Below are 20,993 nucleotides of genomic sequence, written 5' to 3'. Positions count from 1 at the left end.
CAATCCTCTTAGTTCACCGTCCCCGGGGCGCGAAACGGCAGGCCTGCGATGAGGTTCTGCGGCTTCATGCGGATCGTTCGGTCGGGGGTCATGGCCATTATGAGCCAGACGGGCCTGGCGCCCACTTCCGGCTGAACTTCGCCTATGTTGGAAAAGGTGAGCCGGAATAGTGCAATGACGCGCTTTGCTGTCTCCGGGTCGAGTTCGCCGCCGGCCCAGAGCGTATTGCCGATGCGGGTCGCTTCGGCGTCGAGGCCGACGAACCAGGCCCAGTCCTCGTCCTCGATCCGCTCCACCGGCTCGATCTCCACGCCCACCGCAACAAGATGGCGAATCCAAATCTCCATTGCGGTCGCAAGGCCGCGTCGGGCCGGACCCCGGGCGCTGCCGAGCTTGAGCACCATATCGAAAGCGTCGCTCCTGGCGAAGTAACTCTCGGGATTCCTCTCGTCGAGTATCTCGAGTTCCGTGACAGCTGGGCCACCTAGCATGTTGAGGAGCGGCGAGGCATGGCGGTTCTGTTCATGCAGTGCAATTATTTCGGCATCGGCGAGAAGCACAGCCCCCTCGTGAGACGTCACGCGTTGCGGCCGATAAAACAGCTCAGCGGCTCGCAGAACGCAGGCGTCATGCTGACCATCCAGCGCATTGCGCAGCACGACCTGCGCAAGCTGGTTCATGAACACCGGGGGAATATTTTCCGCCGAGCCGCGCGCCAGCGCGAGGTATGCGGCTTCGAGTGAGGGAGCGGCCAGCACATGATCGCGAAAGGCAATCATGAACTCCCAGTTCTCGCGCGCATCCGGATCCTCCAAGGCGGCGATCTCCTCCTTTGCGACCGGCCGGCGCGGATGATGCATCAAAAGCTCGTGATGCAGGCGCAACTCCGCCGGGCAGGCGGATTCAGGGGGGAGAAGCTCTGGCCGCGCAAAATATGCCTTCAGAAAGGAGTCGGTCACGAGCAGGCGCCCGGCCTCATCTCTGTCGAGAAGGTGATGACCTGAGGAAACCCAGAAATCCTTCACTTCTGCCTCCCGGCGAATGCAAGGAGATCGAACTTTTCCGCCGACGCGTCTTCGCCCTCGATTTCGACGAAGCGGAATGCCGTTGCCGGCTCCAGCCGGCTCGCCTTACGATGCAAGGTGCGGAACGACTCCCGGATGCCGGCCTGTTCGCTGGTACGGTTGACCCCAATTAGCGTGTTCGGCGGGTGCTCGCACAGCGATTGCGCGAAGGCTATCTCCTCTTCGGCGGCGGCGCGCGCCGTTTCGATGTCCGGCGCACCGCATCGCACCACAAGCTGCTCGGCCAGCCGATCGACGGCTGCCGCGCGATCATGCGCGGTCGCGTCCGTGACCACGACGAGGGTGGACCAGCCGAAGCTGTCAATGCCCAGGAACCCGGCGCGGAACGCCTGCCGTTCCTTGCCGGAAAGCGTGGCCGTATCGGCGCCGAAGAACAGGAAGGTGCCGGTCACGGCCCATTCGCCTGGTTCTGCAGCGCGCGAATAGACAAACGTGTCCGAAGCATCGAGGCGGATCGTTCTCGGCAGCTTCAAAGCCATGGCGTTCCCGTCCTCGGATCGAGCCAGGAAGGTCTGGCAAGCGCTTCAGGCAGGCTTTTTCGCTCGCCAAGCCTTTGAGAGGTCCTGTGGGAAATCAGTAGATCCCCATTGCCGGCAAGCTCTGGATGCTCATCGCCCTTTCGGGGCAGTCGGTCGAGCCAGCGGCTGGCGATCGAACCGAAGCCGGTGTCGCTCCATTCGTGGAATGCGGCCATCAGATGGCGGGAGAAGCTCGCAACGATCTCACCGGCATCGAGCGCAGCGAAGCCTAGTTCGTCAAGCGCGCCAAGCAGCGGACGCAGACCGGGCTCGCCGGCCCGGATGACGGCGGTGCGGATCATGCCGGAGAAGACGAGCCAGTCGGGGATTTCGTGCTCCCGTGCTCCTTCTGGCCAGCCCAGGCGGGCGCCGCCGACGAGAACTCCGTCGACGCGAATAGTGTCTGGCCAGTCGAAGGTGATGGGCCGCGACGGCGGAGCATGGACCGCAAGCGCATCGGCGAGCGCGTTCATGCCTGCATAGATCGCGCGACGCGCTTCCTCCAGGGGCTCCTCAGGCTCAAGCACCACTGCGAATTCGGCCAGATCGTAGCGGCGCACCCAGGCGAGCGTGCCTGCGCCTTCCTCCGCCGCGATCGCGCAGGCATGCGCGAAGGCGTCGCCTGCCTCTCTCAGCGGCACGAGGCTGTAAGGCGGTGGCAGTTGGAGGTCGCTGACAGATGGGCGCATAGTGCCGATCCATATTTTGATGACGGCGACTGTAATGTCTTTATAATACTTCCGAGGAAGAGGCGCTACCGCGTGGGCAAGGAAGATGCCACGGGAGTCGGAATGAGCCTGGCCAAAAGACCCACGGTCCTGGTCTGCTCCTGCGAGCGGAGCATGCCGGGCTTCGGCGCCAGCGTCGCCCGCGGATGCCCGGGCGCACGGGTCGAGGCGGGGGACCAGTTCTGCGGCGCGGAGCTCGATCGGGTGCGCAGCGCACTGGGCAGCGGCGAAGCAGTCACCATCAGCTGCACGCAACAGGCGCCGCTTTTCGGCGAGCTCGCCGAGGAACTCGGTTTCGCAGGCGATCTGGTTTTCGCAAACATTCGCGAGACAGGGGGCTGGTCGCAAGGCGCTGCTGGCGCCGGCCCGAAAGCGGCGGCTCTGCTCGCTATGGCGGCCGAACCCGCTTCGGCGCCCGCCCTCGTTACGCTTTCGAGCAATGGTGTCGTCCTGGTCTATGGCTGCGACGCGATGGCGATCGATGCGGGCCGGCAACTCGCCGAGAAGCTGGACGTCACGGTGTTGCTTAGCCGTCCGCGCGAAATTGCGCCGCACCGGGTCTGGGATTTTCCCGTCATGCAGGGCACGATCCGCAAAGCGCGCGGCCATCTTGGCGCCTTCGAGCTGACGGTCGACGATTTCGCGGCGCCCAGTCCATCTTCGCGCGAGCGGCTTCGTTTCGGGGTAGCGCGCGATGGAGCGGTCTCGAACGCCGACATCATCCTTGATCTCTCCGGCGGAGTTCCGCTTTTCCCTGCTCATGAATTGCGCGACGGCTACGTGAAGGCCGATCCCGGCGATCGCGCCTCCGTCGCCATTGCCATAGCAAGGGCCGCCGACTTGGTTGGCGAGTTCGACAAGCCGCGCTTCATCGATTTCTCCGCCGATCTGTGCGCCCATTCGAGATCGCGCATCACCGGCTGCACGCGGTGCCTCGACCTGTGCCCGACAGGGGCGATAACGCCTGCCGGCAACCACGTCGCGATCAATGCGGAAGTATGCGCCGGCTGCGGCAGCTGCGCGGCGGCATGTCCCACGGGTGCTGCGGCCTACGCCGTGCCGGATGCAGAGTCGCTGCTCCGGCGGCTGCGGACGCTTCTGTTCACCTATCGGGAGGCGGGCGGCCTGGATGCGATCGTGCTTTTCCATGATCTCGGCCATGGCGAGCCGCTGATCGACGCTCTCGCCCAGTTCGGCGCGGGTCTGCCCGCAAATGTCCTGCCGGTCGCCGTGAACGAGATAACCCAGTTAGGGGTCGAGGCGTGGACCGCGCCGGTCGCCTGGGGCGCTTGCGCCGTAAGGGCGCTGTCCTCGGCCAAGCCAAGGCATGAGCTTACGGGAATCGCCGCAAACATCGCAATCGGCAACCTTCTGAGCCGGTCTCTCGGTTATGGTGCGGAGGTCTGCGGATTGATCGAAGCGGACGATCCCGACATCCTCGCCTCGGCGCTCGACCTGATTACCCCAGACGTTGCATCGCGGCGTCCGGCGGCATTCCTGCCGCTCGGCAAGAAGCGCAGCTTGCTGACGAGCACCATGGTCGAGCTCCATCGAGCTGCGCCGACGCCGGTCGACCGCGTGGCGTTGCCTGCTGGAGCTCCGTTCGGCGGCCTGGACGTCAATGTCGACGGCTGCACGCTCTGCCTCTCTTGTGTTTCGGCCTGTCCAACAGGGGCGCTTTCCGACAACGAGCAGCAGCCGGCCCTATATTTTTCCGAGAGCGCCTGCGTGCAGTGCGGCCTTTGCGCCGCGACCTGCCCGGAGAAGGTCATCTCCTTGACGCCGCAGGTGGATTTCCAGGCATGGGGCGCTCGCAGCCGCATCTTAAAGCAAGAGGAGCCGTACAACTGCATACGCTGCGCGAAGCCGTTCGGCACAAGGAGCACTGTCGAGCGGATCGTCGCCAAGCTCGAAGGCAAACACTGGATGTTTGCAGGCGAGAACGCACGGCGGCTCGACCTTGTACGGATGTGCGACAATTGCCGTGTCGATGCGGCCATGAATGAGGGCTTCGATCCTTATGCCGGCCCTGCTCGCTCGCCGCCGCGAACCACGGAAGACTATCTGCGGCAGCGCAAGAGCTCGAGCGATAAGGCGGTCTGAGCCCTAGTCAGTACGTGTCTCGGCCTGAAGAAAGCGGATTAGGGCTGCCCGATCCTCGGCGTTGCTGATCGTCTGTTCAGGCATCTTGGTGCCGGGGGTGTAGGCGTTCGGACCCAACTCGAACAGCTCTGACACTGTTTCCGGTGTCCAGACGATGTCCATCTTTCGGAAAGCGGGCGAATAGTGGTAACCCGGCACGGATGCTATTTTGCGCCCGAAAATGCCATGCAGCGTCGGCCCGGCTCGATGGCCGTCCTTCGGGTCGAGCGTATGGCAAGCTACGCAGGCGCGAAATACTTCCGCGTCCGGGTTACCCGCGTATCTGGCCATCGGATCGGCCCCGCCGGCCGTAGCGGCCCCAAGGCGCTCGCCCGTCTCGATATTCCATTCCCGCACCAGATGGTCGGCGCCGCCAGCCAGAAGCGTCTTGCCACCAGCCGCGAAGGCAAGCGACCATACCGCCACTTGGGATGTGTCGAGAGTGCGGATGGTGGAGAGGCTCATAGCGTCCAGCAACAGGATTCCATCACCGATGCCGGCGGCGGCGAGATAGTTCGCGTCTGGCGTAGCGGCGAGAGCAATCACCGGTTTGCGTAAGACCTGAACTTCCAACTGCACTTTGCCGCGTCGATCGAGCAACCGTACCCGCCCGTCCGCACCTCCGACGAACAGGCGGTCGCCGGGCGCTCTTACCAGCGTGTTGAGCGGCGTCGGCATGACGGTCCGAACCGGCGCCGCCCCAGCCTGGCTCGGCCAAAAGATGACTGTGGCGTCATAGCCGGCGCTGACGAGGGTTGCGTCCGCCAGGAAGGCGAGTGCATTGACGTTTGCGCCATGGCCTTCGAGGACGCGCGCTTGCCCACCAGCAAGGGGCCAGAGCCGGACGGTGGTGTCCCAGGACGCCGAAGCCAGCATCGATCCGTCGGGTGACAGTTCGAGGTCGGCGACAGGTCCGGTGTGACCCTCCAGAATGTCGGCCGGATCGCCTCGGCCGGTTTGCCAGATCGCGATGCGACCATCCGCACCCGCACTGGCAAAGCGCCCGTTCGGCAGCGCAGCCACAGCACTTACCTCACCTTCATGAAAGAGCAGCACGTCGCGCGCTTCGCCGGTCTCCAGCGACCAGATGATCGTCTTGGTGTCAAAACTGCCGGTTGCCACCGTCTTCCCGTCCGGCGCCACAGCAATCGCCCGCACGGGACCGCCATGCCCGCGCAGTTCCGCGCCATGTGTCGTCGCGCCGGCGAGGAAAACAGCAGCGAGCAAAGCTATTGCCAGCGTCTTATGCATTGCGCATCGTACGTTTCCGTGTTCCGCTGGCCGGCAGCGCCTTCGCCGGAGAGCAGCATGCGATCGCAACCCGACCAGCCGCACCGTCACAGCTATTAGAGGCAATCATATGACCCAAAACATGGAAACCGATCCCTTCAACGTGTCGATGCGCAAATTCCTGAAGCAGGTCGGCGTAACCTCGCAGCAGGCGATCGAAAAGGCCGTGGCGGATGGGGGACTGAAAGGGCAGGGGCGCCTGACTGTGAGGGCCGTGATTACGGCTGAACGCGCCGGTCTGCACCACGTCGTCGAAGGCGAAATCGACCTTGGCTGAATAGGTGCGGCGGCGCTCCTGGCGCCCCATTGACACCCAATCTCAATGGAAGAACCGGACCTGCCCGGCCGGGCTCATGTCATACCCCGTGAGTTCTGCGGCGCGCCGGGCGAAGCTGTCCTGAGCCATGAGGCGGATCAGCGCCTGGATCGAAGGCTGAAAATAGGTTCGCTGCCGCATCAGCAGATCGAAATTCTCCCACGCCAATGATACGAACTCTAGGCCGGCGGCGCGCGCGGCGGCGCGTGTGGCGATGCCGCAATCGGCCCTCCCGGTCCGGATCGCGGCTGCGAGATCTGGCCCTGTCAGGCATGGCGGCGCGAGCCAGTTCAACCGCTTCTGGCTGGCGCCGGTGCGCGCGACCAAGACATCCAGCAGCATTTGGGCCCCGGCCCCGGTTTGACGCACCGCCATTTTGGCGCCGCTTTCAAGGACATCGGCCAGGCTGTTGAGCGATCGGGGGTTGCCCGGCGGCAGCAGCAGGCCCTGTTCGCGCCGCGTGAAACCGATCAGCACCGCATCGTGCAGCCGCGGCATTGCGCGCGCGGCCTCCACATTGGGATCAGCCGCATCATTGTGGAAATGGATCGCCGCAGCGGCGACTTCGCCACGCAAGAGACGCGCAACGCCGGCTCCCGTCCCCTCGGTCAGCGAGGCGAGGCCGGAGCCTGCCTGGCGAAGGCTCCATTCGAGCAGATCGTCTTGGCTACCGCCGACTATGGGCGGCGGCTCGGGCGGAATCATTCCCTCAGGATGCGCCAATCCCGAGAGAACCCACCGGTCAAGTTCGGTGCGCGGAAACAGCCACTTGCCCGTTACTTTGCTGCACGGGATCCTGTTTTTGGCGACCAGTTCGTAAAGCTTGCGCTCGCCCAGGCGCAAATAGTCTGAGGCCTCCGCAGTCGTCAGCAAATCCATCCTGCAATATTATGCATATTCCTGCGCAAGTTCAATTGTTTGACGAATGCGGAAGGAATGCAGCAGAAATAGCAGGATGACGCGGCGCAGGTGAAAGGGAATGTCAGAAGGCCTAAGTGCATGGCAGCTCATCGCGAACGGCGACGCGACGCTGATCTCGATAGTGCGTCTTTCGCTAACCATCACCCTGGCCGCCGTTGCAATTGCGGCCGTCGTGGGACTGCAGCTCGGGGCGTTGCTGGCACTGACGCGTTTTCCGGGACGTTCCGCGCTCGTCGTACTCGTTAACGGCTTCATGGGCCTGCCGCCCGTTGTCGTCGGCCTGACCGTTTACCTGCTGTTATCCCGATCAGGGCCGCTCGGCGAGTTCGGCCTGCTGTTCACACCGGCCGCCATGGTCATCGCGCAGGCGCTTCTCGTCCTGCCTATCATCGCGGCTCTGACGCGCCAGACCATCGAGGATTTGTGGCGCGAATATCGCGACGAACTGACAGCGATGGGCGTCGGTCCGACAGGCAGGGTGGCGACGCTCTTGTGGGACAGCCGTTTCAGCCTCATTACCGCAATGCTCGCCGGCTTCGGGCGGGCGGCGGCCGAAGTCGGCACAGTAATGATCGTCGGCGGCAACATAGAGGGCTTTACCCGAACCATGACGACCACGATCGCGCTCGAAACCTCAAAGGGAGACCTGCCGCTCGCGATGGGGCTCGGCGTCATCCTGATCGGCCTCATTCTTGCCATCAATGCCGCTGCCTGGGGCCTGCGATTGTGGTCGGAGCAACGGGTGGCTTGATGATGCGTGCCTCGCTTGCCGACCTTCCTCTCATTCTGGACCGCGTCTCGCTCAGCGCCGGCGCCACGACAATGCTTAACCGCGTGAACCTAGCGATTACTCCTGGCGCGCCGACACTCGTGCTCGGTCCCAACGGGGCGGGTAAGACGTCACTGCTTCGGGTTTGCATGGGACTTGCCGCGCCTTCCGCAGGAACTGTGAGCTGGGGTGGGCGCACCGATCGCGGGCTAGGGCGCCGGGCAATGCTGCTCCAGAAACCGGTTATGCTGCGCCGCTCCGCCGCCGCCAACGTGGCCTACGGACTGGCGCAAGCTGGTTGTCCGCGCCACCGTCGCGCGGCGCGCACCGAGGAACTTCTCGACCGTGTGGGCCTTCTGGGCCTGGCGGCGCGACCTGCGCGGCGCTTATCCAGCGGCGAGCAACAGCGCGTGGCGCTTGCCCGCGCACTGGCGCGCGAACCCGAGATCCTGCTGCTCGATGAGCCCACTGCCAGCCTCGATCCCGCGGCTACCCGCCATGTCGAGGAGATCATCCTCATGGCCTCCCAATCAGGCACAAAGATCGTCATGGCTTCGCACGATCTCGGGCAGGTGCGCCGGCTCGCGGAAGATGTCGTCTTCCTCGTTTGCGGCCGACTGTGCGAGCACGCCAGCGTCGCTGATTTTTTTGATCGCCCCTCATCCGCAGAAGCTGCCGCCTTTATCCAAGGAGAGCTCGTCCTTTGACTGCGGAAGTGCTCAACCCTCGACTGTTTGCCGCAATTGCGGTCATTTTGACTTCCCTCGCCTCCAGCGGCGCATTGGCCGGCGGGCAGGAGCGCTCGATTGTAGTGGCCTCGACGACCTCGACGCGAGATTCCGGCCTTTTCGACCACATACTGCCTTTGTTCGCCACGAAGTCCGGTATCGAGGTGAGGGTGGTCGCGCAGGGAACCGGCCAGGCCCTCGACGCCGGCCGCCGGGGAGATGCAGACGTGGTCTTGGTCCATGCCAGGGAGCAGGAGGAGAAATTCGTCCAGCAAGGCTTTGGCGTGAGACGATTCGATGTGATGTACAATGATTTCGTCCTGATCGGGCCCAGAAGCGACCCGGCCGGCATCAAGGGTTCGCCGGACATCGCAGTCGCCTTGAGATCGATCCGGAGCAAAAAAGCTGTTTTTGTTTCCCGCGGCGACAAATCCGGAACCCACTTTGCAGAACTCGGACTTTGGAAGACGGCAGGCGTCGATATCGCGGTGATGAGGGGGCCCTGGTACAAGGAGATAGGGCAGGGCATGGGCGCTGCGCTCAATACAGCCAGCGCCATGGATGCCTATGTGCTTTCCGATCGCGCCACATGGCTGGCGTTCAAGAACCGCGGCGAACTGGAGATCGTGGTCGAAGGCGACAAAAGGCTGTTCAACCAGTACGGCGTCATGCTTGTGAATCCCGCGAGGCATCCGAGCGTCAAGGCTGAACCCGGCCAACGCTTCATAGATTGGCTGATCTCGCCTGAAGGACAGCAGGCGATTGGCGAATACAATATTGACGGCCAGCAACTCTTCTTCCCGAACGCTGAGCAGGAGCGCTTCTGAAGTCGGTTGCAAAGCGGTTCGCATCTGCCCCATCATCGGACATGACGAGAATGCAGCCTTCCATCGGCGCGCTGACCGGTCTCGAAGCGGCTGTCGCCGCTCTCCTCGACGGGGTGGTGCCGGTTGCGCCCACTCTTTTGCCGCTTCACCAGACGCTTGGGAAGATTGGGGCCGCTATGCCGCCCCTGGCATATCCGCAGCCCATCCGCGACACGGCAAAGACAGATGGCTGGGCGTGTCGCGCGCTCGATCTTGCCGGTGCGTCGGCCTACTCGCCGCTGCCGCTGATGGCAATTCCGGTCTGGGTAGAGGCAGGCGGCGCCATGCCGGAGGGATGCGATTGCGTTCTCGATGCCGATCTTATCGATTGCAGCGGGCCGATGCCCCAGGCGCTCGAGGAAGCAGCACCGGGCCAGGGCGTGCGACGCGCTGGCGAGGACATGGAGGCGGGCCGACCGCTCATTATTGCAGGGCACAGGCTGTCAGCCGCAGACCTCCTAGCCGTGCGAAATGTAGGGATTGGCGAAATTGCGGTGCGGGCGCCGGAGGTGCGCCTGATCGATGTCGCCGCGCCGGCGAGCGATACTTTCACGGCGCATCTTGTCGCCGACCTCGCAAGAGCCTCTGGCGCGACGGTGTTCGATATCGAAACGGTTAGGCGCGACGCCAGATCCGTCGCCCAGGCCCTTGCGAGTGCAGCCGGCGATCTGATCATCCTGATTGGAGGCACTGGTGCGGGTCGCGCCGACGCAACAGCCGACGCGCTTGCGGCGCGCGGCGCGCTCATCGCCCACAACATAGCGCTGCAGCCCGGCCGAACCGCGGCGATCGGCCGGCTCGACGCGGTCCCGATCATTGCTCTGCCCGGCGCGCCCGATCAGGCCTTTGCCGCCTTTCTTGCGCTGGTTCAGCCGGCTATCGATCGCCTGTCGGGCAGGAACGCCCGGCGAGAGACGGTCCTGGCGCTGGAGCGAAAAATCTCCTCTACGGTCGGGCTGGCCGAGATCGTCCTCCTGAAGCAGGAACAAGACAGATGGGGGCCACTTGCGATAGGAGATTTTTCCCTGGACGCGATCCGCATTGCGGATGCATGGCTTGCTATCCCAGGCGGCAGTGAGGGGTGTGCTGCGGGAACACCTGTCGGCGCCCTTGTCTTCGATGATCCCAGATGAGTAAGTCATGACCAGATCCACCCGCCAAGATACCGGCCAGGAGCAGTTCCTGACGGTCCTGTCGCGCGACGAGGCGCTCGCCCGTTTTGAGGCGGCGCTATCGCCGCGAACGATTCCAACCGAAGAGCTGATGCTTGCGGATGCCCTTGGGCTGGCGCTTGCCGATGATGTCACGGCTCCTATCGACGTGCCGCCCTTCGACCGTTCGAACGTCGATGGTTTTGCCGTGCGCGCCGCCGACATGGCCACCGCATCGGAGGCCCTTCCTGCCAGGCTCCTGCTCAACCACGAAACTATCGCCTGCGGTGTCGCCCCGCAAATACCTGTGCTCGCAGGCACCGCCACCTCCATCTCGACGGGCGGGCCCGTGCCGCGCGGCGCCGATGCCATCGTCATGGTGGAGCACACTCAACCAACCGAAGGTGATGCCATCGAGGTCAGGCGCGGAGCCTCGCCCGGCCAGTTCATCTCGCATGCCGGATCCGACATTGCCCGCGGTGAGGTTCTGCTGCGCGCCGGAACGGTGATCGGCTCACGAGAAATCGGCATGCTTGCCGCTTGCGGAATTGCGCTGGTGACGGTGGCGCGCAAGCTTCGCGTGGCAGTATTGTCGACTGGCGACGAACTTGTCCAACCGGGCGACACTTTGCGGCCCGCCGGCATTTACGACGCCAATGGCGCAATCGTCAGCGCCGCGATAACTGAAAGTGGCGGCGAGGCGAGCTTTCTCGGCGCGTATCCGGATGACGAAGCCAAGCTGGAAGCCGCCATGCGCGAGGCGCTAGCGGCCCATGACGTGCTGATACTGTCGGGCGGGACGTCCAAGGGCGCGGGTGATGTCAGCCACCGCATCGTGAACCGTCTCGGTGCGCCCGGCATCGTTGCCCATGGCGTGGCGCTGAAGCCGGGAAAGCCGCTTTGTCTCGCCGTTTGCGACGGCAAGCCGGTCGTCGTGCTGCCGGGATTTCCGACTTCGGCCATGTTCACTTTCCACGACATGATCCTACCTTTGCTGCGCCGCATCGCGGGCCTGCCGCCTCGGACGGAAGCGAAGGTCACGGCAAAGGTTCCGCTGCGTATTCCTTCTGAACTCGGCCGCACGGAGTTCGTGATGGTATCGCTGGTCGAGGGTGAGCAGGGGCTGGTCGCCTATCCCACTGGCAAGGGCTCGGGGGCGATAACGTCTTTTGCCCAGGCGGATGGCTTCATCAGCATCGAAGCTTTAGCCGACAATATGCCTGCCGGAAGCGAGGCGTCGGTGACGCTGTTCACACCGCACGTCCGTGTTCCCGATCTCGTGGTGATCGGCAGCAACTGCACGGGCCTGGATCTCGTTGTGGGCATTCTGTTTCGCGCCGGCCTGACGGTGCGGTCTATCGCGGTCGGGAGCCTGGGCGGCCTGGCCGCGGCAAAGCGAGGCGAGTGCGATATCGCGCCCATCCACCTCTTCGACACCAAGACGCAAAGCTACAATGCGCCGTTCCTGAGCGACGGCCTCGAACTCGTGGAGGGATGGCGGCGCATGCAGGGCATCGTGTTCCGCCCGAGCGACGTGCGCTTCCAGGGGGCCGACCCGCAGGAGGCGGTGCGTGCCGCACTCGCCGATCCCAATTGCATGATGGTCAACCGCAACCAGGGCTCGGGTACGCGCATCCTGATCGACCAACTGCTTGGTCCGGCGCGGCCCGACGGATATTGGAACCAGCCCCGCTCGCACAATGCCGTCGCGGCGGCCGTGGCACAGAACCGAGCAGACTGGGGCGTCACGATTGCGCCGGTGGCGCAATCAGCCGGGCTCGGTTTCATTGCGCTCAAGGAAGAGCATTATGATTTCGCGCTTGTCTCTGCCCGCAGAGAGCGACCGGCGGTGCAGGCCTTCCTTGCCGCGCTCACTTCGCCTGAATTCAACGAGGGGATCGAGCGGATGGGTTTTACCCGACCTGGCTAAGGTGCCAGAGCCGTTCCGCCTCGACAAAATCTTCGACCGTGTTGACATTGAAGAATGGATCCACCGGCTTGGCAGGCCAGGACGCGGTGGCAACCTGGTAGCGAGCCGTCCAGAGGTCGATCTTGCGAATGCCCTCTTCGACGAGTGCATGGCGTAACTCATCGCGCATCGCAACTTGCCAGAGTCCGATGACAGGATGCGTCCGATGCGCTGACATCGCCACCGCCAGATCCGCACCTTTCGCCATGCGCGCCCGATGCAGCCGTTCGACAAGGTCGCGCGGCAAAAAAGGACAGTCCGCCGCGACGCTGACGATCCATTCGACGTCGGGCCTGTTCTCCTCAGCCCAGTCGAGGCCCGCAAGCACGCCAGCGAGCGGCCCCGGATAGTTGTCGACCGGGTCGGCGACGACTGGAAGGCGAAAGCGGTCAAAGCGGGCGGGGTCGCCATTGGCATTCAGCAAGAGCCCGTCGCATTGCGGGCCGAGGCGATCGAGGACACGATCGAGGATCGTCAGTCCGTCGATCTGACGCATGGATTTGTCGCCACCGCCCATGCGCCGGGCGAGCCCCCCGGCGAGAACGACGCCTAGGGTGGGCACCTTCTCATTCGCCATCGGCGGCTCCCTTGCGTCTGTGACGAGGAGCTTCCTCGTCGACGGAAGCGAGGTCCTGGTCGAAGACGATCCGATCCTCGCCCGACAGCACGGCGAACCGCTTGCCGCGCGCCCGGCCGACGAGCGTCAAGCCTGCCTGACGCGCCAAATCCACGCCCCAGGCGGTGAAACCGGAGCGTGAGACGAGGATCGGAATGCCCATTCGAACCGTCTTGATCGTCATTTCCGAGGTCAGCCTGCCCGTCGTATAAAGGATCTTGTCGGCCGGATCGATGCCGTGGCGATACATCCAGCCGGCGATCTTGTCGACGGCATTGTGGCGCCCGACATCCTCCATATAGCAAATCGGCGTGCCTTCCTTGCAAAGCACGCAGCCATGAATCGCGCCCGCTTCAAGATAGAGCGACGGCGTCGTGTTGATCGTGCGGGTCATTTGGTAAAGCCAGGAGGTGTGCAGTACGGCTGCCGGCAGAGCGGTCTTCTCGAGCGCCTCGAGAAGATCGCCGAAAGCCGTACCTTGCGCGCAGCCTGAAGTCTGCGTCCGTTTCTTGAGCTTCTGCTCGTAATTCGTGTTGCGCTCGGTACGAACAATCACAACTTGCAGGTCGTCGTCATATTCGACTTCGGTTACGACGTCGTCGAATTTGAGCATATTCTGATTGAGCAGGTAGCCCAGTGCCAGATATTCGGGATAGTCGCTGATCGTCATCATCGTTACGATCTCCTGCGCATTCAGATAGAGCGTCAGCGGGCGTTCGACGGGGACGCGGACTTGAATAGCGGCGCCCGTATGATCGATGCCGCTGACCTGTTCGGTCAATCGGATGTCCTCCGGGTTCGGCATGATGATGGCGGGGTCTGGTCGGCTTTTCATCTGCTGCATGGCGCTCTCTTGAAACTTGCAATCCCGCTCGCCGGGGTGGATGCCTTACCTTCGGCTTGACGTCTACTATATACCCTGTTCAAACGAAGGCCGGTCGACAAAAGCGCCTATAAGCGCAGACTGGGCTTGCCGGATGGCGCCGAGCTGCCGGTTCGGCCAGATCCACAGAGGCTGAAGGCTCGATGGCGCAACTTTCAGACGACTGCTTCGCTTTCGGCGGCCCGATGCGATCGGTCGATGATACCGCCGCACTGATTGCTTCACGGCTGACCGTTGTTGACGGGACCGAAACCATCCAGCTGGCGATTGCCGATGGGCGAGTCCTGGCCCGAGATTTAGTGGCGCCGCTGCCCCTGCCGCCTTTCACCAACTCAGCCGTCGACGGCTATGCACTGCGCGGCGACGACCTGCCGGGAACTGCTGAAAAAGCTTTCCTCGTGAGCGACAGGATCCAGGCTGGGGTGGCGCCGGATCGGCCCGCCGCGCCCGGACAAGCCATACGCATATTCACCGGCGCTCCGCTGCCGGAGGGGGCAGACACGGTTTACATGCAGGAAGATGTCCGTGTCGACGAGACCGGCAGGGTCATTCTTCCGCCCGGCCTGAAAAGGGGAGCCAACGTGCGGCCGGCGGGCGAGGACGTCGCAGCAGGCAAGGTGGTCTTGCAGGCCGGCCAGCGCATGCGCCCGCAGGATGTTGCGCTCGCCGCGGCTCTCGGCATGACGCAGGTCGATGTGCGGCGCAAAATTCGCGTCGCGATCTTCTCGACCGGCAACGAGATCGTCGCGCCGGGAAATGTCCGGGGACCGGCCCAGCTTTTCGATTCGAACCGTTTCATGCTGATGGCCATGCTCGCAAGATTGGGCTGCGAGACCACCGATTTGGGCATTCTGACTGACGACAGCAGCCTGATCGCGGATGTGCTGAGCGAGGCTGCCCCAGGGCAAGACCTGATCCTGGCGTCCGGCGGGGTCTCGACCGGGGAGGCCGACTGCGTCAAGGCCGCCGTAGAGAATGTGGGCACCCTGGTATTCTGGCGGGTGGCCATAAAACCCGGCCGGCCCGTCGCCATGGGGGTGATCAGGGGAACAGCCTTCATTGGGCTGCCCGGAAATCCGGTGGCGAGCTTCGTCACATTCGCCCATATTGCGCGCGCCGCGATCTTGGCACTGGCCGGCGCACGGCAGCAGCCAATAATTTCGCGGCCTGTGCGGGCCGCCTTTTCCTACCGCAAAAAGCCGGGGCGACGCGAATATGTGCGGGTGAGCCTGCGTGGGACGCAGGACGGCACATATGAAGCCGTCAAATTCCCGCGCGAGGGCGCGGGCCTGCTGTCTTCTTTGGTTCAAACGGAGGGCCTTGTCGAACTCGGCGAGGAAATAGCCCAGGTTGAGCCGGGTCAGACCGTTCAGTTCCTTGCCTATTCGGACCTGAATTGACGAACGCCATCGGGCCGGCGGCACGCAGTGTGCCAGAAATGCTGTGCGACGCCTGGCGCTCTCATTTGCAACAGCCGGGAGGCCGTGGCCGTTGACGGCCTGTGACCGGTCCGCCATGGTGCGCCACCATGACAACTAGACAGCTCGATCTGACGGGATTGAAATGTCCCTTGCCGGCGCTGAAAACCCGCAAGGCGCTGAGCGGCATAAGGCCAGGCGAGCGTCTTGAGGTCCGTTGCACCGATCCGCTGGCGGCCATAGACATTCCCAATCTGATCAACGACACGGGCGACCGCCTGGAGGCGATGGAACGGGATGGGGACCACATCATTTTCTTGATCGTGAGGGCGCAAGCTGCCCCGGTATAAGCCGTGCGACAAATCAGGGCGCAGATCAGTTCTGTCGCGGCGCCCCCGGGATGCTAAAAATTGCCGGACCGGCATTGCTTCAACTCGTGTGCCAGGTCCTTGATTCAAGGTGCGCCGGGCTCAAGGGCAGATACGGCTCACTTGAACCTGTAATGCGGGAAACTGACAACGATATGGTGGCTTGAGCCGCCTTCCTCAGACGAAGGGTTCGCCCCGGGAGGAGAGAGGATGACAATGCAGCAACGGCGGTCCCCGGATCGCGGACCCAAAGGGCGGGCGCTGGATGATGTTGCCCTGGCCGAGGTCCGGGAACTTCTTGGCCATCGCGAACGGCGCGGGGATCTCTTGATCGAGTTCCTGCATCTGATCCAAGACCACTACGGTTGTCTGTCGGCCGCGCATCTGCGAGCGCTTGCCGAGGACATGCGCCTGTCCCAGGTGGAGGTTTACGAGGTCGCGACCTTCTACGACCATTTCGATATCGTGAAGGAAGGCGAGGCGCGGCCCGCGCCGCTGACAATCCGGGTTTGCGAATCGATAAGCTGCATGCTGGCGGGCGCGGAACACCTGTTTGGCGAACTGGCCACCGACGCCGACCCGCAGACCATCCGCGTCATGCGTGCGCCCTGCATGGGCCGCTGTGCCACCGCCCCAGCAGCACGCGTCGGCGACCGCGAAGTCGACCACGCGACAAGCCACAAGCTGTTGGCGATGGCGAGAGACGGGGACACCAGCGCAGCCGCGCCTGACTATGTCGGCTTGGATGCCTATCGCGCTGCCGGTGGTTATCAGCTTTTGCAGAAAGTGCGCGATGGCGTGCTGACCACGAATGCCATTATCGAAATCATGGAGCACGCCGGTCTGCGCGGTCTCGGCGGCGCCGGCTTTCCGGCCGGCAAGAAATGGGGCTTCGTGCGCGCCTATCCAGGGCCGCGGCTGATGTCGATCAATGGCGACGAAGGCGAGCCTGGCACTTTCAAGGACCGCGTCTATCTTGAAAGCGATCCGCATCGTACCTTAGAAGGGGCGCTGATCGCTGCCTACGCGGTGGAGGCCGAGCGCATTTATTTCTACATGCGCGATGAATACCCAGCCGTGCTCGCCATTTTGCGCGCCGAGATCGCGGCGCTCGAGGCGGCCGGCATCGTCAAGACCGGCTTCATCGAACTGCGGCGCGGCGCCGGCGCCTATATTTGCGGCGAGGAAAGCGCGATGCTGGAAAGCATCGAGGGCAAGCGCGGCATGCCCCGCCACCGGCCTCCCTATATTGCCGAAGTAGGCCTTTTCGGACGCCCGACACTCAACCACAATGTCGAGACGCTGTGGTGGATTCGCGACATCGTCGAGAAGGGGCCCGAATGGTTCGCCGCGCAGGGCAAGCCCGGCCATCAGGGAATTCGCTCCTGGTCGGTTTCCGGACATGTGAAGGAGCCCGGTGTGAAGCTGGCCCCGGCCGGCGTGACCGTGCGCGAACTGATCGAGGATTATTGCGGCGGCATGGCGGACGGGCACGAATTCAAGGCCTATCTGCCAGGTGGAGCCTCGGGGGGCATCCTTCCGGCGTCGATGGGCGACATTGAACTGGATTTCGGGGGCGAACTCGCCAAGCAGGGCGCCTTTGTCGGCTCACATGCGGTGGTCGTGCTTTCGCAAGCCGACAACATCAAGGATGTGACCCTCAATCTCATGAATTTCTTCAGGCATGAGAGTTGCGGGAAATGCACGCCGTGCCGGGAAGGAACCGAAAAGCTGGTTACGCTCTTGAAAGAGAAGGGCGTGCCCAACGAGACGGCGATGCGCGACCTTGAAACAGTGATGCGCGATTCCTCCATCTGCGGTCTCGGCCAGGCGGCGCCGAATCCGGTCAATCACCTTTTGACGCATTTTAGGGATGATCTTTGAAATGGCAGATGGCGTCACATTCACCCTCGACGGTAAAACGGTCACAGCCGCTGACGACGAGACCATTTGGGACGTTGCAAAGCGCGAAGGCACCAGGATACCCCATCTGTGCCATGTCGATATGCCGGGCTATCGGCCAGACGGCAATTGCCGCGCGTGCATGGTCGACGTCGAGGGCGAACGGGTGCTCGCGGCCTCCTGCATTCGCAAACCTTCCGCCGGAATGGTGGTGAAGACGGATACCGAACGGGCCAGGAAATCGCGCGAGATGGTGTTCGAGCTTCTCGCCAGCAATATGCGGCCGGCGGCCGACGGTCCGGATCAGCAGTCGATGTTCTGGCAGTGGGCTGGTTCGATGGGGATTTCCGGCGATCGCTATAGCTCAAAATTTGCCAGCGACGATGTTCGGCCGGAATTCGACATCACTAATCCCGCCATCGCCGTCAATCTCGATTCCTGCATCACTTGCGGCGCCTGTGTGCGGGCCTGCCGCGAGGTCCAGGTCAACGATGTGATCGGCATGGCCGAGCGCGGCAATCACTCGCTTCCCGTCTTCGACATGCACGATCCGATGGGCCTGTCGACCTGTGTCACCTGCGGTGAATGCGTGCAGGCCTGCCCGACCGGCGCGCTCTACGAAAAGTCGCTGATGGACAAGGCAGGCAAGACCCGCGTCATCCAGGAATTCGACAAGGTCATCGACACGCTGTGCCCCTTCTGTGGCGTCGGCTGCCAGACCAGCGTTGCCGTCAAGGACAACAAGATCGTCCAGGTCGATGGCCGTAACGGCTATGCCAACGAGAACCGGCTCTGCGTCAAGGGGCGTTTCGGCTTCGATTATGCCATGTCGCCTGAACGGCTGACCAAGCCGCTGATCCGCCGCGACGACGCCCCGAAATCCGGCGATTTGGACATGCGCGGCGTCGATCCGCTGACCGTGTTTCGCGAGGCTACCTGGGAAGAGGCGCTCGCGCGCGCCGCCGGCGGGCTGAAGCGCATTCTCAAGGATCATGGCGGGCAGGCGCTGGCCGGCTTCGGCTCGGCGAAAGGCTCCAACGAAGAGGCTTATCTGTTCCAAAAGCTGGTGCGCCAAGGCTTCGGCACCAACAATGTCGACCATTGCACGCGGCTGTGCCACGCATCGTCGGTGGCAGCACTCATGGAAGGCGTCGGTTCGGGAGCGGTTTCGGCGCCCTTCAACGACGCACTGAAGGCCGAATGCATCATCGTCATCGGCGCGCGGCCGACCACCAACCATCCGGTCGCCGCGACCTATTTCAAGCAGGCGGCCAAGCGCGGCGCCAAGCTGATCGTCATTGACCCGCGCGGCCAGGACCTGATGCGCCATGCGTCGCATTCGCTGCGGTTCAAGGCCGGCAGCGACGTCGCCATGCTGAACGCGCTGATCCACGTCATCATTGAGGAAAAGCTCTACGACGAGCAGTATATCCAGGCCAACGCCTCCGGATTCGAGGCGCTGAAGGCCAAGGTGAAGGATTTTTCGCCCGAAGCGATGGCTGAGGTATGCGGTATCGAGGCGAGCGTGCTGCGCGACGTCGCCCGCACCTACGCGACCGCCGAGCGGTCGATCATCTTTTGGGGCATGGGCATTTCCCAGCACACACACGGAACCGATAATGCGCGCTGCCTGATCGCTCTGGCGCTGATCACCGGACATGTCGGCCGGCCGGGAACCGGCCTGCACCCGCTGCGCGGCCAGAACAACGTGCAGGGCGCATCCGACGCCGGGCTCATCCCGATGTATTTCCCCGACTATAAATCGGTCGAGAACATCGACATCCGCGGCGCATACGAGAATTTTTGGGGCCAGACGCTGGACCCGAAACGGGGCCTGACGGTCGTCGAAATCATCGACGCCATCCATGAAGGCGAAATCAAGGGCATGTACATAATGGGCGAGAACCCCGCCATGTCCGATCCGGACCAAACCCATGCCCGGCAAGCACTGGCCATGCTCGACCATCTCGTGGTGCAGGACATCTTCCTGACCGAGACCGCTTGGCACGCAGATGTGGTGCTGCCGGCCTCGGCGCATGCCGAAAAGCTCGGCACATACACCAACACCAACCGGCAGGTGCAGATTGGGCGTCCAGCGCTCGAACTGCCAGGCGAAGCGCGTCAGGACTGGGAACTGATCGTCGAACTGGCGAGGCGCATCGGTCTAGACTGGAATTACGGCCACGTCTCGGATGTTTATGCCGAGATGGCCGGCGTCATGCCTTCGCTCAAACACATCTCCTGGGACCGCGTCGATCGCGAGGGATCGGTTGTCTATCCGGCCGACGGTCCCGACAAGCCTGGCAACGAAATCATCTTCTCGTCCGGATTCCCGACCGCGGACGGACGCGGCCGCATCGTGCCGGCCGATTTGCTACCGCCCGACGAGGTGCCCGATGAAGAGTTTCCACTGGTGCTCACCACCGGCCGCCTGCTCGAGCATTGGCACACCGGCGCCATGACGCGCCGGGCGGGCGTGCTGGACGCGATCGAGCCACACGGCATCGCCGCGATGAACCCTTATGAGATCAAACGGCGCGGCCTACGCCAAGGGGAGATGATTGCGGTCGAGACGCGGCGCGGGACGGTGGACGCCATCCTCCGCGCCGATCGGGAGGTCGCCGACGGCATGGTGTTCATGCCGTTCTGCTTCAACGAAAGTCCGGCCAACATGCTCACCAACCCGATGCTGGACCCCTACGGCAAGATCCCGGAGTTCAAATACTGCGCCGCGCGAATTGCGCCGGCAGCGAAGGCCGAAGCTGCCGAATGAAACCGATATCACGCCATCTACACGACCCAGAGGGCTGGACGTGCCAGGCAGATGCGCTGGCCGAGACAGCAGGTCCGCTCTAAGGAGCAGACGCTCCCGCCCTGCAACCCCGTTGCCTGTCTCCGCGACGACGGCCCAAGCGTCCTCGCTCCGGCTATAGTAGGTGAGAACAACGTCACCGCCGCGGTGTCCGATGCTGAGTGCGGTGTTGGCCCCAGCCCGCGGCTGGCGCCATAACGAGGATGATTTTGGTCCGATAAGAGGTCGTAGAACGAACCCGAAGCGGCCAAATAGCAGATGGAATATTCGACCATGTGCGGGGGGCGTCAGTGCTAAAGGATGACGAGCGGGTTTGTGCGCGACCTGCCGTCCCGTGTATTCGCCATGGCGCAATTGTTACGAAACTCCCAGCGCTGGCATTGCGCTTTATGGATGACATGTGGCTGCTGCTGTCCGCCGGTTTTCTATGCTTGATGGGGTAGGAAAGCAAAATGAGCGATGTGGATGAACACCTCGATCTGACGGAGATCAACGCCGTCCGCAGGTTGTT

The 20,993-nt window shown here is 63.4% G+C and carries 18 protein-coding genes; 11 read left to right on the top strand and 7 right to left on the bottom strand.

From position 1 onward, the window contains the following. Nucleotides 1-8: 8 nt before the first annotated feature. The 3 genes from EOA78_RS13945 to EOA78_RS13935 are packed head-to-tail and all read right to left on the bottom strand — an operon-like array spanning nucleotide 9 to nucleotide 2,292. On the bottom strand, nucleotides 9-1,025 hold the full coding sequence (locus EOA78_RS13945) for a DUF6352 family protein (RefSeq protein WP_127315629.1): 1,017 nt from the start codon (nucleotides 1,023-1,025) through the stop codon (nucleotides 9-11). Continuing rightward, complete coding sequence (locus EOA78_RS13940; RefSeq protein ID WP_127315628.1) at nucleotides 1,022-1,564, bottom strand: DUF6505 family protein; 543 nt, start codon at nucleotides 1,562-1,564, stop codon at nucleotides 1,022-1,024. The genes EOA78_RS13945 and EOA78_RS13940 overlap by 4 nt, the downstream gene beginning before the upstream one ends. Beyond that, a complete protein-coding gene (locus EOA78_RS13935; protein ID WP_127315627.1) occupies nucleotides 1,555-2,292 on the bottom strand; it encodes a biotin/lipoate--protein ligase family protein in 738 nt (245 codons plus the stop codon). The genes EOA78_RS13940 and EOA78_RS13935 overlap by 10 nt, the downstream gene beginning before the upstream one ends. Nucleotides 2,293-2,394: 102 nt before the next feature. On the opposite strand from EOA78_RS13935, the gene EOA78_RS13930 reads away from it, so the two are divergent. Further along, nucleotides 2,395-4,434 carry a 4Fe-4S binding protein gene (locus EOA78_RS13930; protein WP_127315626.1) on the top strand — a complete coding sequence of 680 codons (2,040 nt, stop codon included), beginning with the start codon at nucleotides 2,395-2,397 and terminating at the stop codon, nucleotides 4,432-4,434. Between the two features lie 3 nt (nucleotides 4,435-4,437). On the opposite strand, the gene EOA78_RS13925 is transcribed toward EOA78_RS13930, so the two are convergent. After that, a complete protein-coding gene (locus tag EOA78_RS13925; protein WP_127315625.1) occupies nucleotides 4,438-5,724 on the bottom strand; it encodes a c-type cytochrome in 1,287 nt (428 codons plus the stop codon). Between the two features lie 109 nt (nucleotides 5,725-5,833). On the opposite strand from EOA78_RS13925, the gene EOA78_RS13920 reads away from it, so the two are divergent. Then, nucleotides 5,834-6,040, top strand: a complete 207-nt coding sequence (locus tag EOA78_RS13920; protein ID WP_029350232.1) for a DUF6494 family protein — start codon at nucleotides 5,834-5,836, stop codon at nucleotides 6,038-6,040. 42 nt (nucleotides 6,041-6,082) lie between these two features. Here EOA78_RS13920 and EOA78_RS13915 read toward each other — a convergent pair whose 3' ends face one another. Then, complete coding sequence (locus tag EOA78_RS13915) at nucleotides 6,083-6,958, bottom strand: helix-turn-helix transcriptional regulator (protein ID WP_127315624.1); 876 nt, start codon at nucleotides 6,956-6,958, stop codon at nucleotides 6,083-6,085. 100 nt (nucleotides 6,959-7,058) lie between these two features. Between EOA78_RS13915 and EOA78_RS13910 the strand changes: the two genes are divergently transcribed. From EOA78_RS13910 to EOA78_RS13890, 5 genes are read left to right on the top strand one after another with little or no spacing between them, the layout of a single operon-like run. Beyond that, the gene (locus tag EOA78_RS13910; protein ID WP_127315623.1) at nucleotides 7,059-7,751 is read left to right on the top strand and encodes an ABC transporter permease; all 693 of its coding nucleotides are present in this window, start codon (nucleotides 7,059-7,061) and stop codon (nucleotides 7,749-7,751) included. 2 nt (nucleotides 7,752-7,753) lie between these two features. Further along, nucleotides 7,754-8,476, top strand: coding sequence for an ATP-binding cassette domain-containing protein (locus EOA78_RS13905; RefSeq protein ID WP_127315664.1), 723 nt, complete (start codon nucleotides 7,754-7,756; stop codon nucleotides 8,474-8,476). A gap of 35 nt (nucleotides 8,477-8,511) precedes the next feature. Next, nucleotides 8,512-9,324, top strand: a complete 813-nt coding sequence (locus EOA78_RS13900; protein WP_245477497.1) for a substrate-binding domain-containing protein — start codon at nucleotides 8,512-8,514, stop codon at nucleotides 9,322-9,324. Nucleotides 9,325-9,374: 50 nt separating this feature from the next. Continuing rightward, nucleotides 9,375-10,496, top strand: a complete 1,122-nt coding sequence (locus EOA78_RS13895) for a molybdopterin-binding protein (protein WP_348628477.1) — start codon at nucleotides 9,375-9,377, stop codon at nucleotides 10,494-10,496. 7 nt (nucleotides 10,497-10,503) lie between these two features. Then, a complete protein-coding gene (locus EOA78_RS13890) occupies nucleotides 10,504-12,444 on the top strand; it encodes a molybdopterin biosynthesis protein (protein ID WP_127315621.1) in 1,941 nt (646 codons plus the stop codon). On the opposite strand, the gene mobA is transcribed toward EOA78_RS13890, so the two are convergent. Beyond that, entirely contained in the window at nucleotides 12,428-13,060 is a 633-nt protein-coding gene (gene mobA / locus EOA78_RS13885) for a molybdenum cofactor guanylyltransferase MobA (protein ID WP_127315620.1), read from the bottom strand. The genes EOA78_RS13890 and mobA overlap by 17 nt on opposite strands. Further along, a complete protein-coding gene (gene fdhD / locus EOA78_RS13880) occupies nucleotides 13,050-13,943 on the bottom strand; it encodes a formate dehydrogenase accessory sulfurtransferase FdhD (protein ID WP_127315619.1) in 894 nt (297 codons plus the stop codon). Before fdhD ends, mobA begins: the two co-directional genes overlap by 11 nt. Nucleotides 13,944-14,125: 182 nt before the next feature. Here fdhD and glp point away from each other — a divergent pair, with 182 nt between their 5' ends. The 4 genes from glp to fdhF all read left to right on the top strand — a co-directional run bounded on the left by glp (nucleotide 14,126) and on the right by fdhF (nucleotide 20,443). After that, nucleotides 14,126-15,382 (top strand): gephyrin-like molybdotransferase Glp, encoded by a 1,257-nt coding sequence (glp, locus tag EOA78_RS13875; protein WP_127315618.1) that lies wholly within the window; start codon nucleotides 14,126-14,128, stop codon nucleotides 15,380-15,382. A 128-nt stretch (nucleotides 15,383-15,510) separates the two neighbouring features. Continuing rightward, nucleotides 15,511-15,750 carry a sulfurtransferase TusA family protein gene (locus EOA78_RS13870; RefSeq protein WP_127315617.1) on the top strand — a complete coding sequence of 80 codons (240 nt, stop codon included), beginning with the start codon at nucleotides 15,511-15,513 and terminating at the stop codon, nucleotides 15,748-15,750. Between the two features lie 228 nt (nucleotides 15,751-15,978). Beyond that, complete coding sequence (locus EOA78_RS13865; RefSeq protein ID WP_127315616.1) at nucleotides 15,979-17,652, top strand: NADH-ubiquinone oxidoreductase-F iron-sulfur binding region domain-containing protein; 1,674 nt, start codon at nucleotides 15,979-15,981, stop codon at nucleotides 17,650-17,652. A gap of 1 nt (nucleotide 17,653) precedes the next feature. Continuing rightward, on the top strand, nucleotides 17,654-20,443 hold the full coding sequence (gene fdhF, locus EOA78_RS13860; RefSeq protein WP_127315615.1) for a formate dehydrogenase subunit alpha: 2,790 nt from the start codon (nucleotides 17,654-17,656) through the stop codon (nucleotides 20,441-20,443). Nucleotides 20,444-20,993 lie beyond the last annotated feature (550 nt).

Source organism: Mesorhizobium sp. M5C.F.Cr.IN.023.01.1.1 (genome assembly GCF_003997585.1).
Classification (GTDB): Bacteria; Pseudomonadota; Alphaproteobacteria; order Rhizobiales; family Rhizobiaceae; genus Mesorhizobium; species Mesorhizobium wenxiniae.
This window is presented reverse-complemented; position numbering and strand designations above follow the sequence as displayed.

Bases quoted from the DNA above. Each gene is read 5' to 3' on its own strand.
- EOA78_RS13940 (WP_127315628.1), bottom strand. From the start codon at position 1,564: ATGGCTTTGAAGCTGCCGAGAACGATCCGCCTCGATGCTTCGGACACG.
- EOA78_RS13935 (WP_127315627.1), bottom strand. From the start codon at position 2,292: ATGCGCCCATCTGTCAGCGACCTCCAACTGCCACCGCCTTACAGCCTC.
- EOA78_RS13930 (WP_127315626.1), top strand. From the start codon at position 2,395: ATGAGCCTGGCCAAAAGACCCACGGTCCTGGTCTGCTCCTGCGAGCGG.
- EOA78_RS13925 (WP_127315625.1), bottom strand. From the start codon at position 5,724: ATGCATAAGACGCTGGCAATAGCTTTGCTCGCTGCTGTTTTCCTCGCC.
- EOA78_RS13920 (WP_029350232.1), top strand. From the start codon at position 5,834: ATGACCCAAAACATGGAAACCGATCCCTTCAACGTGTCGATGCGCAAA.
- EOA78_RS13915 (WP_127315624.1), bottom strand. From the start codon at position 6,958: ATGGATTTGCTGACGACTGCGGAGGCCTCAGACTATTTGCGCCTGGGC.
- EOA78_RS13910 (WP_127315623.1), top strand. From the start codon at position 7,059: ATGTCAGAAGGCCTAAGTGCATGGCAGCTCATCGCGAACGGCGACGCG.
- EOA78_RS13905 (WP_127315664.1), top strand. From the start codon at position 7,754: ATGCGTGCCTCGCTTGCCGACCTTCCTCTCATTCTGGACCGCGTCTCG.
- EOA78_RS13895 (WP_348628477.1), top strand. From the start codon at position 9,375: ATGCAGCCTTCCATCGGCGCGCTGACCGGTCTCGAAGCGGCTGTCGCC.
- EOA78_RS13890 (WP_127315621.1), top strand. From the start codon at position 10,504: ATGACCAGATCCACCCGCCAAGATACCGGCCAGGAGCAGTTCCTGACG.
- mobA (WP_127315620.1), bottom strand. From the start codon at position 13,060: ATGGCGAATGAGAAGGTGCCCACCCTAGGCGTCGTTCTCGCCGGGGGG.
- fdhD (WP_127315619.1), bottom strand. From the start codon at position 13,943: ATGCAGCAGATGAAAAGCCGACCAGACCCCGCCATCATCATGCCGAAC.
- glp (WP_127315618.1), top strand. From the start codon at position 14,126: ATGGCGCAACTTTCAGACGACTGCTTCGCTTTCGGCGGCCCGATGCGA.
- EOA78_RS13870 (WP_127315617.1), top strand. From the start codon at position 15,511: ATGACAACTAGACAGCTCGATCTGACGGGATTGAAATGTCCCTTGCCG.
- EOA78_RS13865 (WP_127315616.1), top strand. From the start codon at position 15,979: ATGACAATGCAGCAACGGCGGTCCCCGGATCGCGGACCCAAAGGGCGG.
- fdhF (WP_127315615.1), top strand. From the start codon at position 17,654: ATGGCAGATGGCGTCACATTCACCCTCGACGGTAAAACGGTCACAGCC.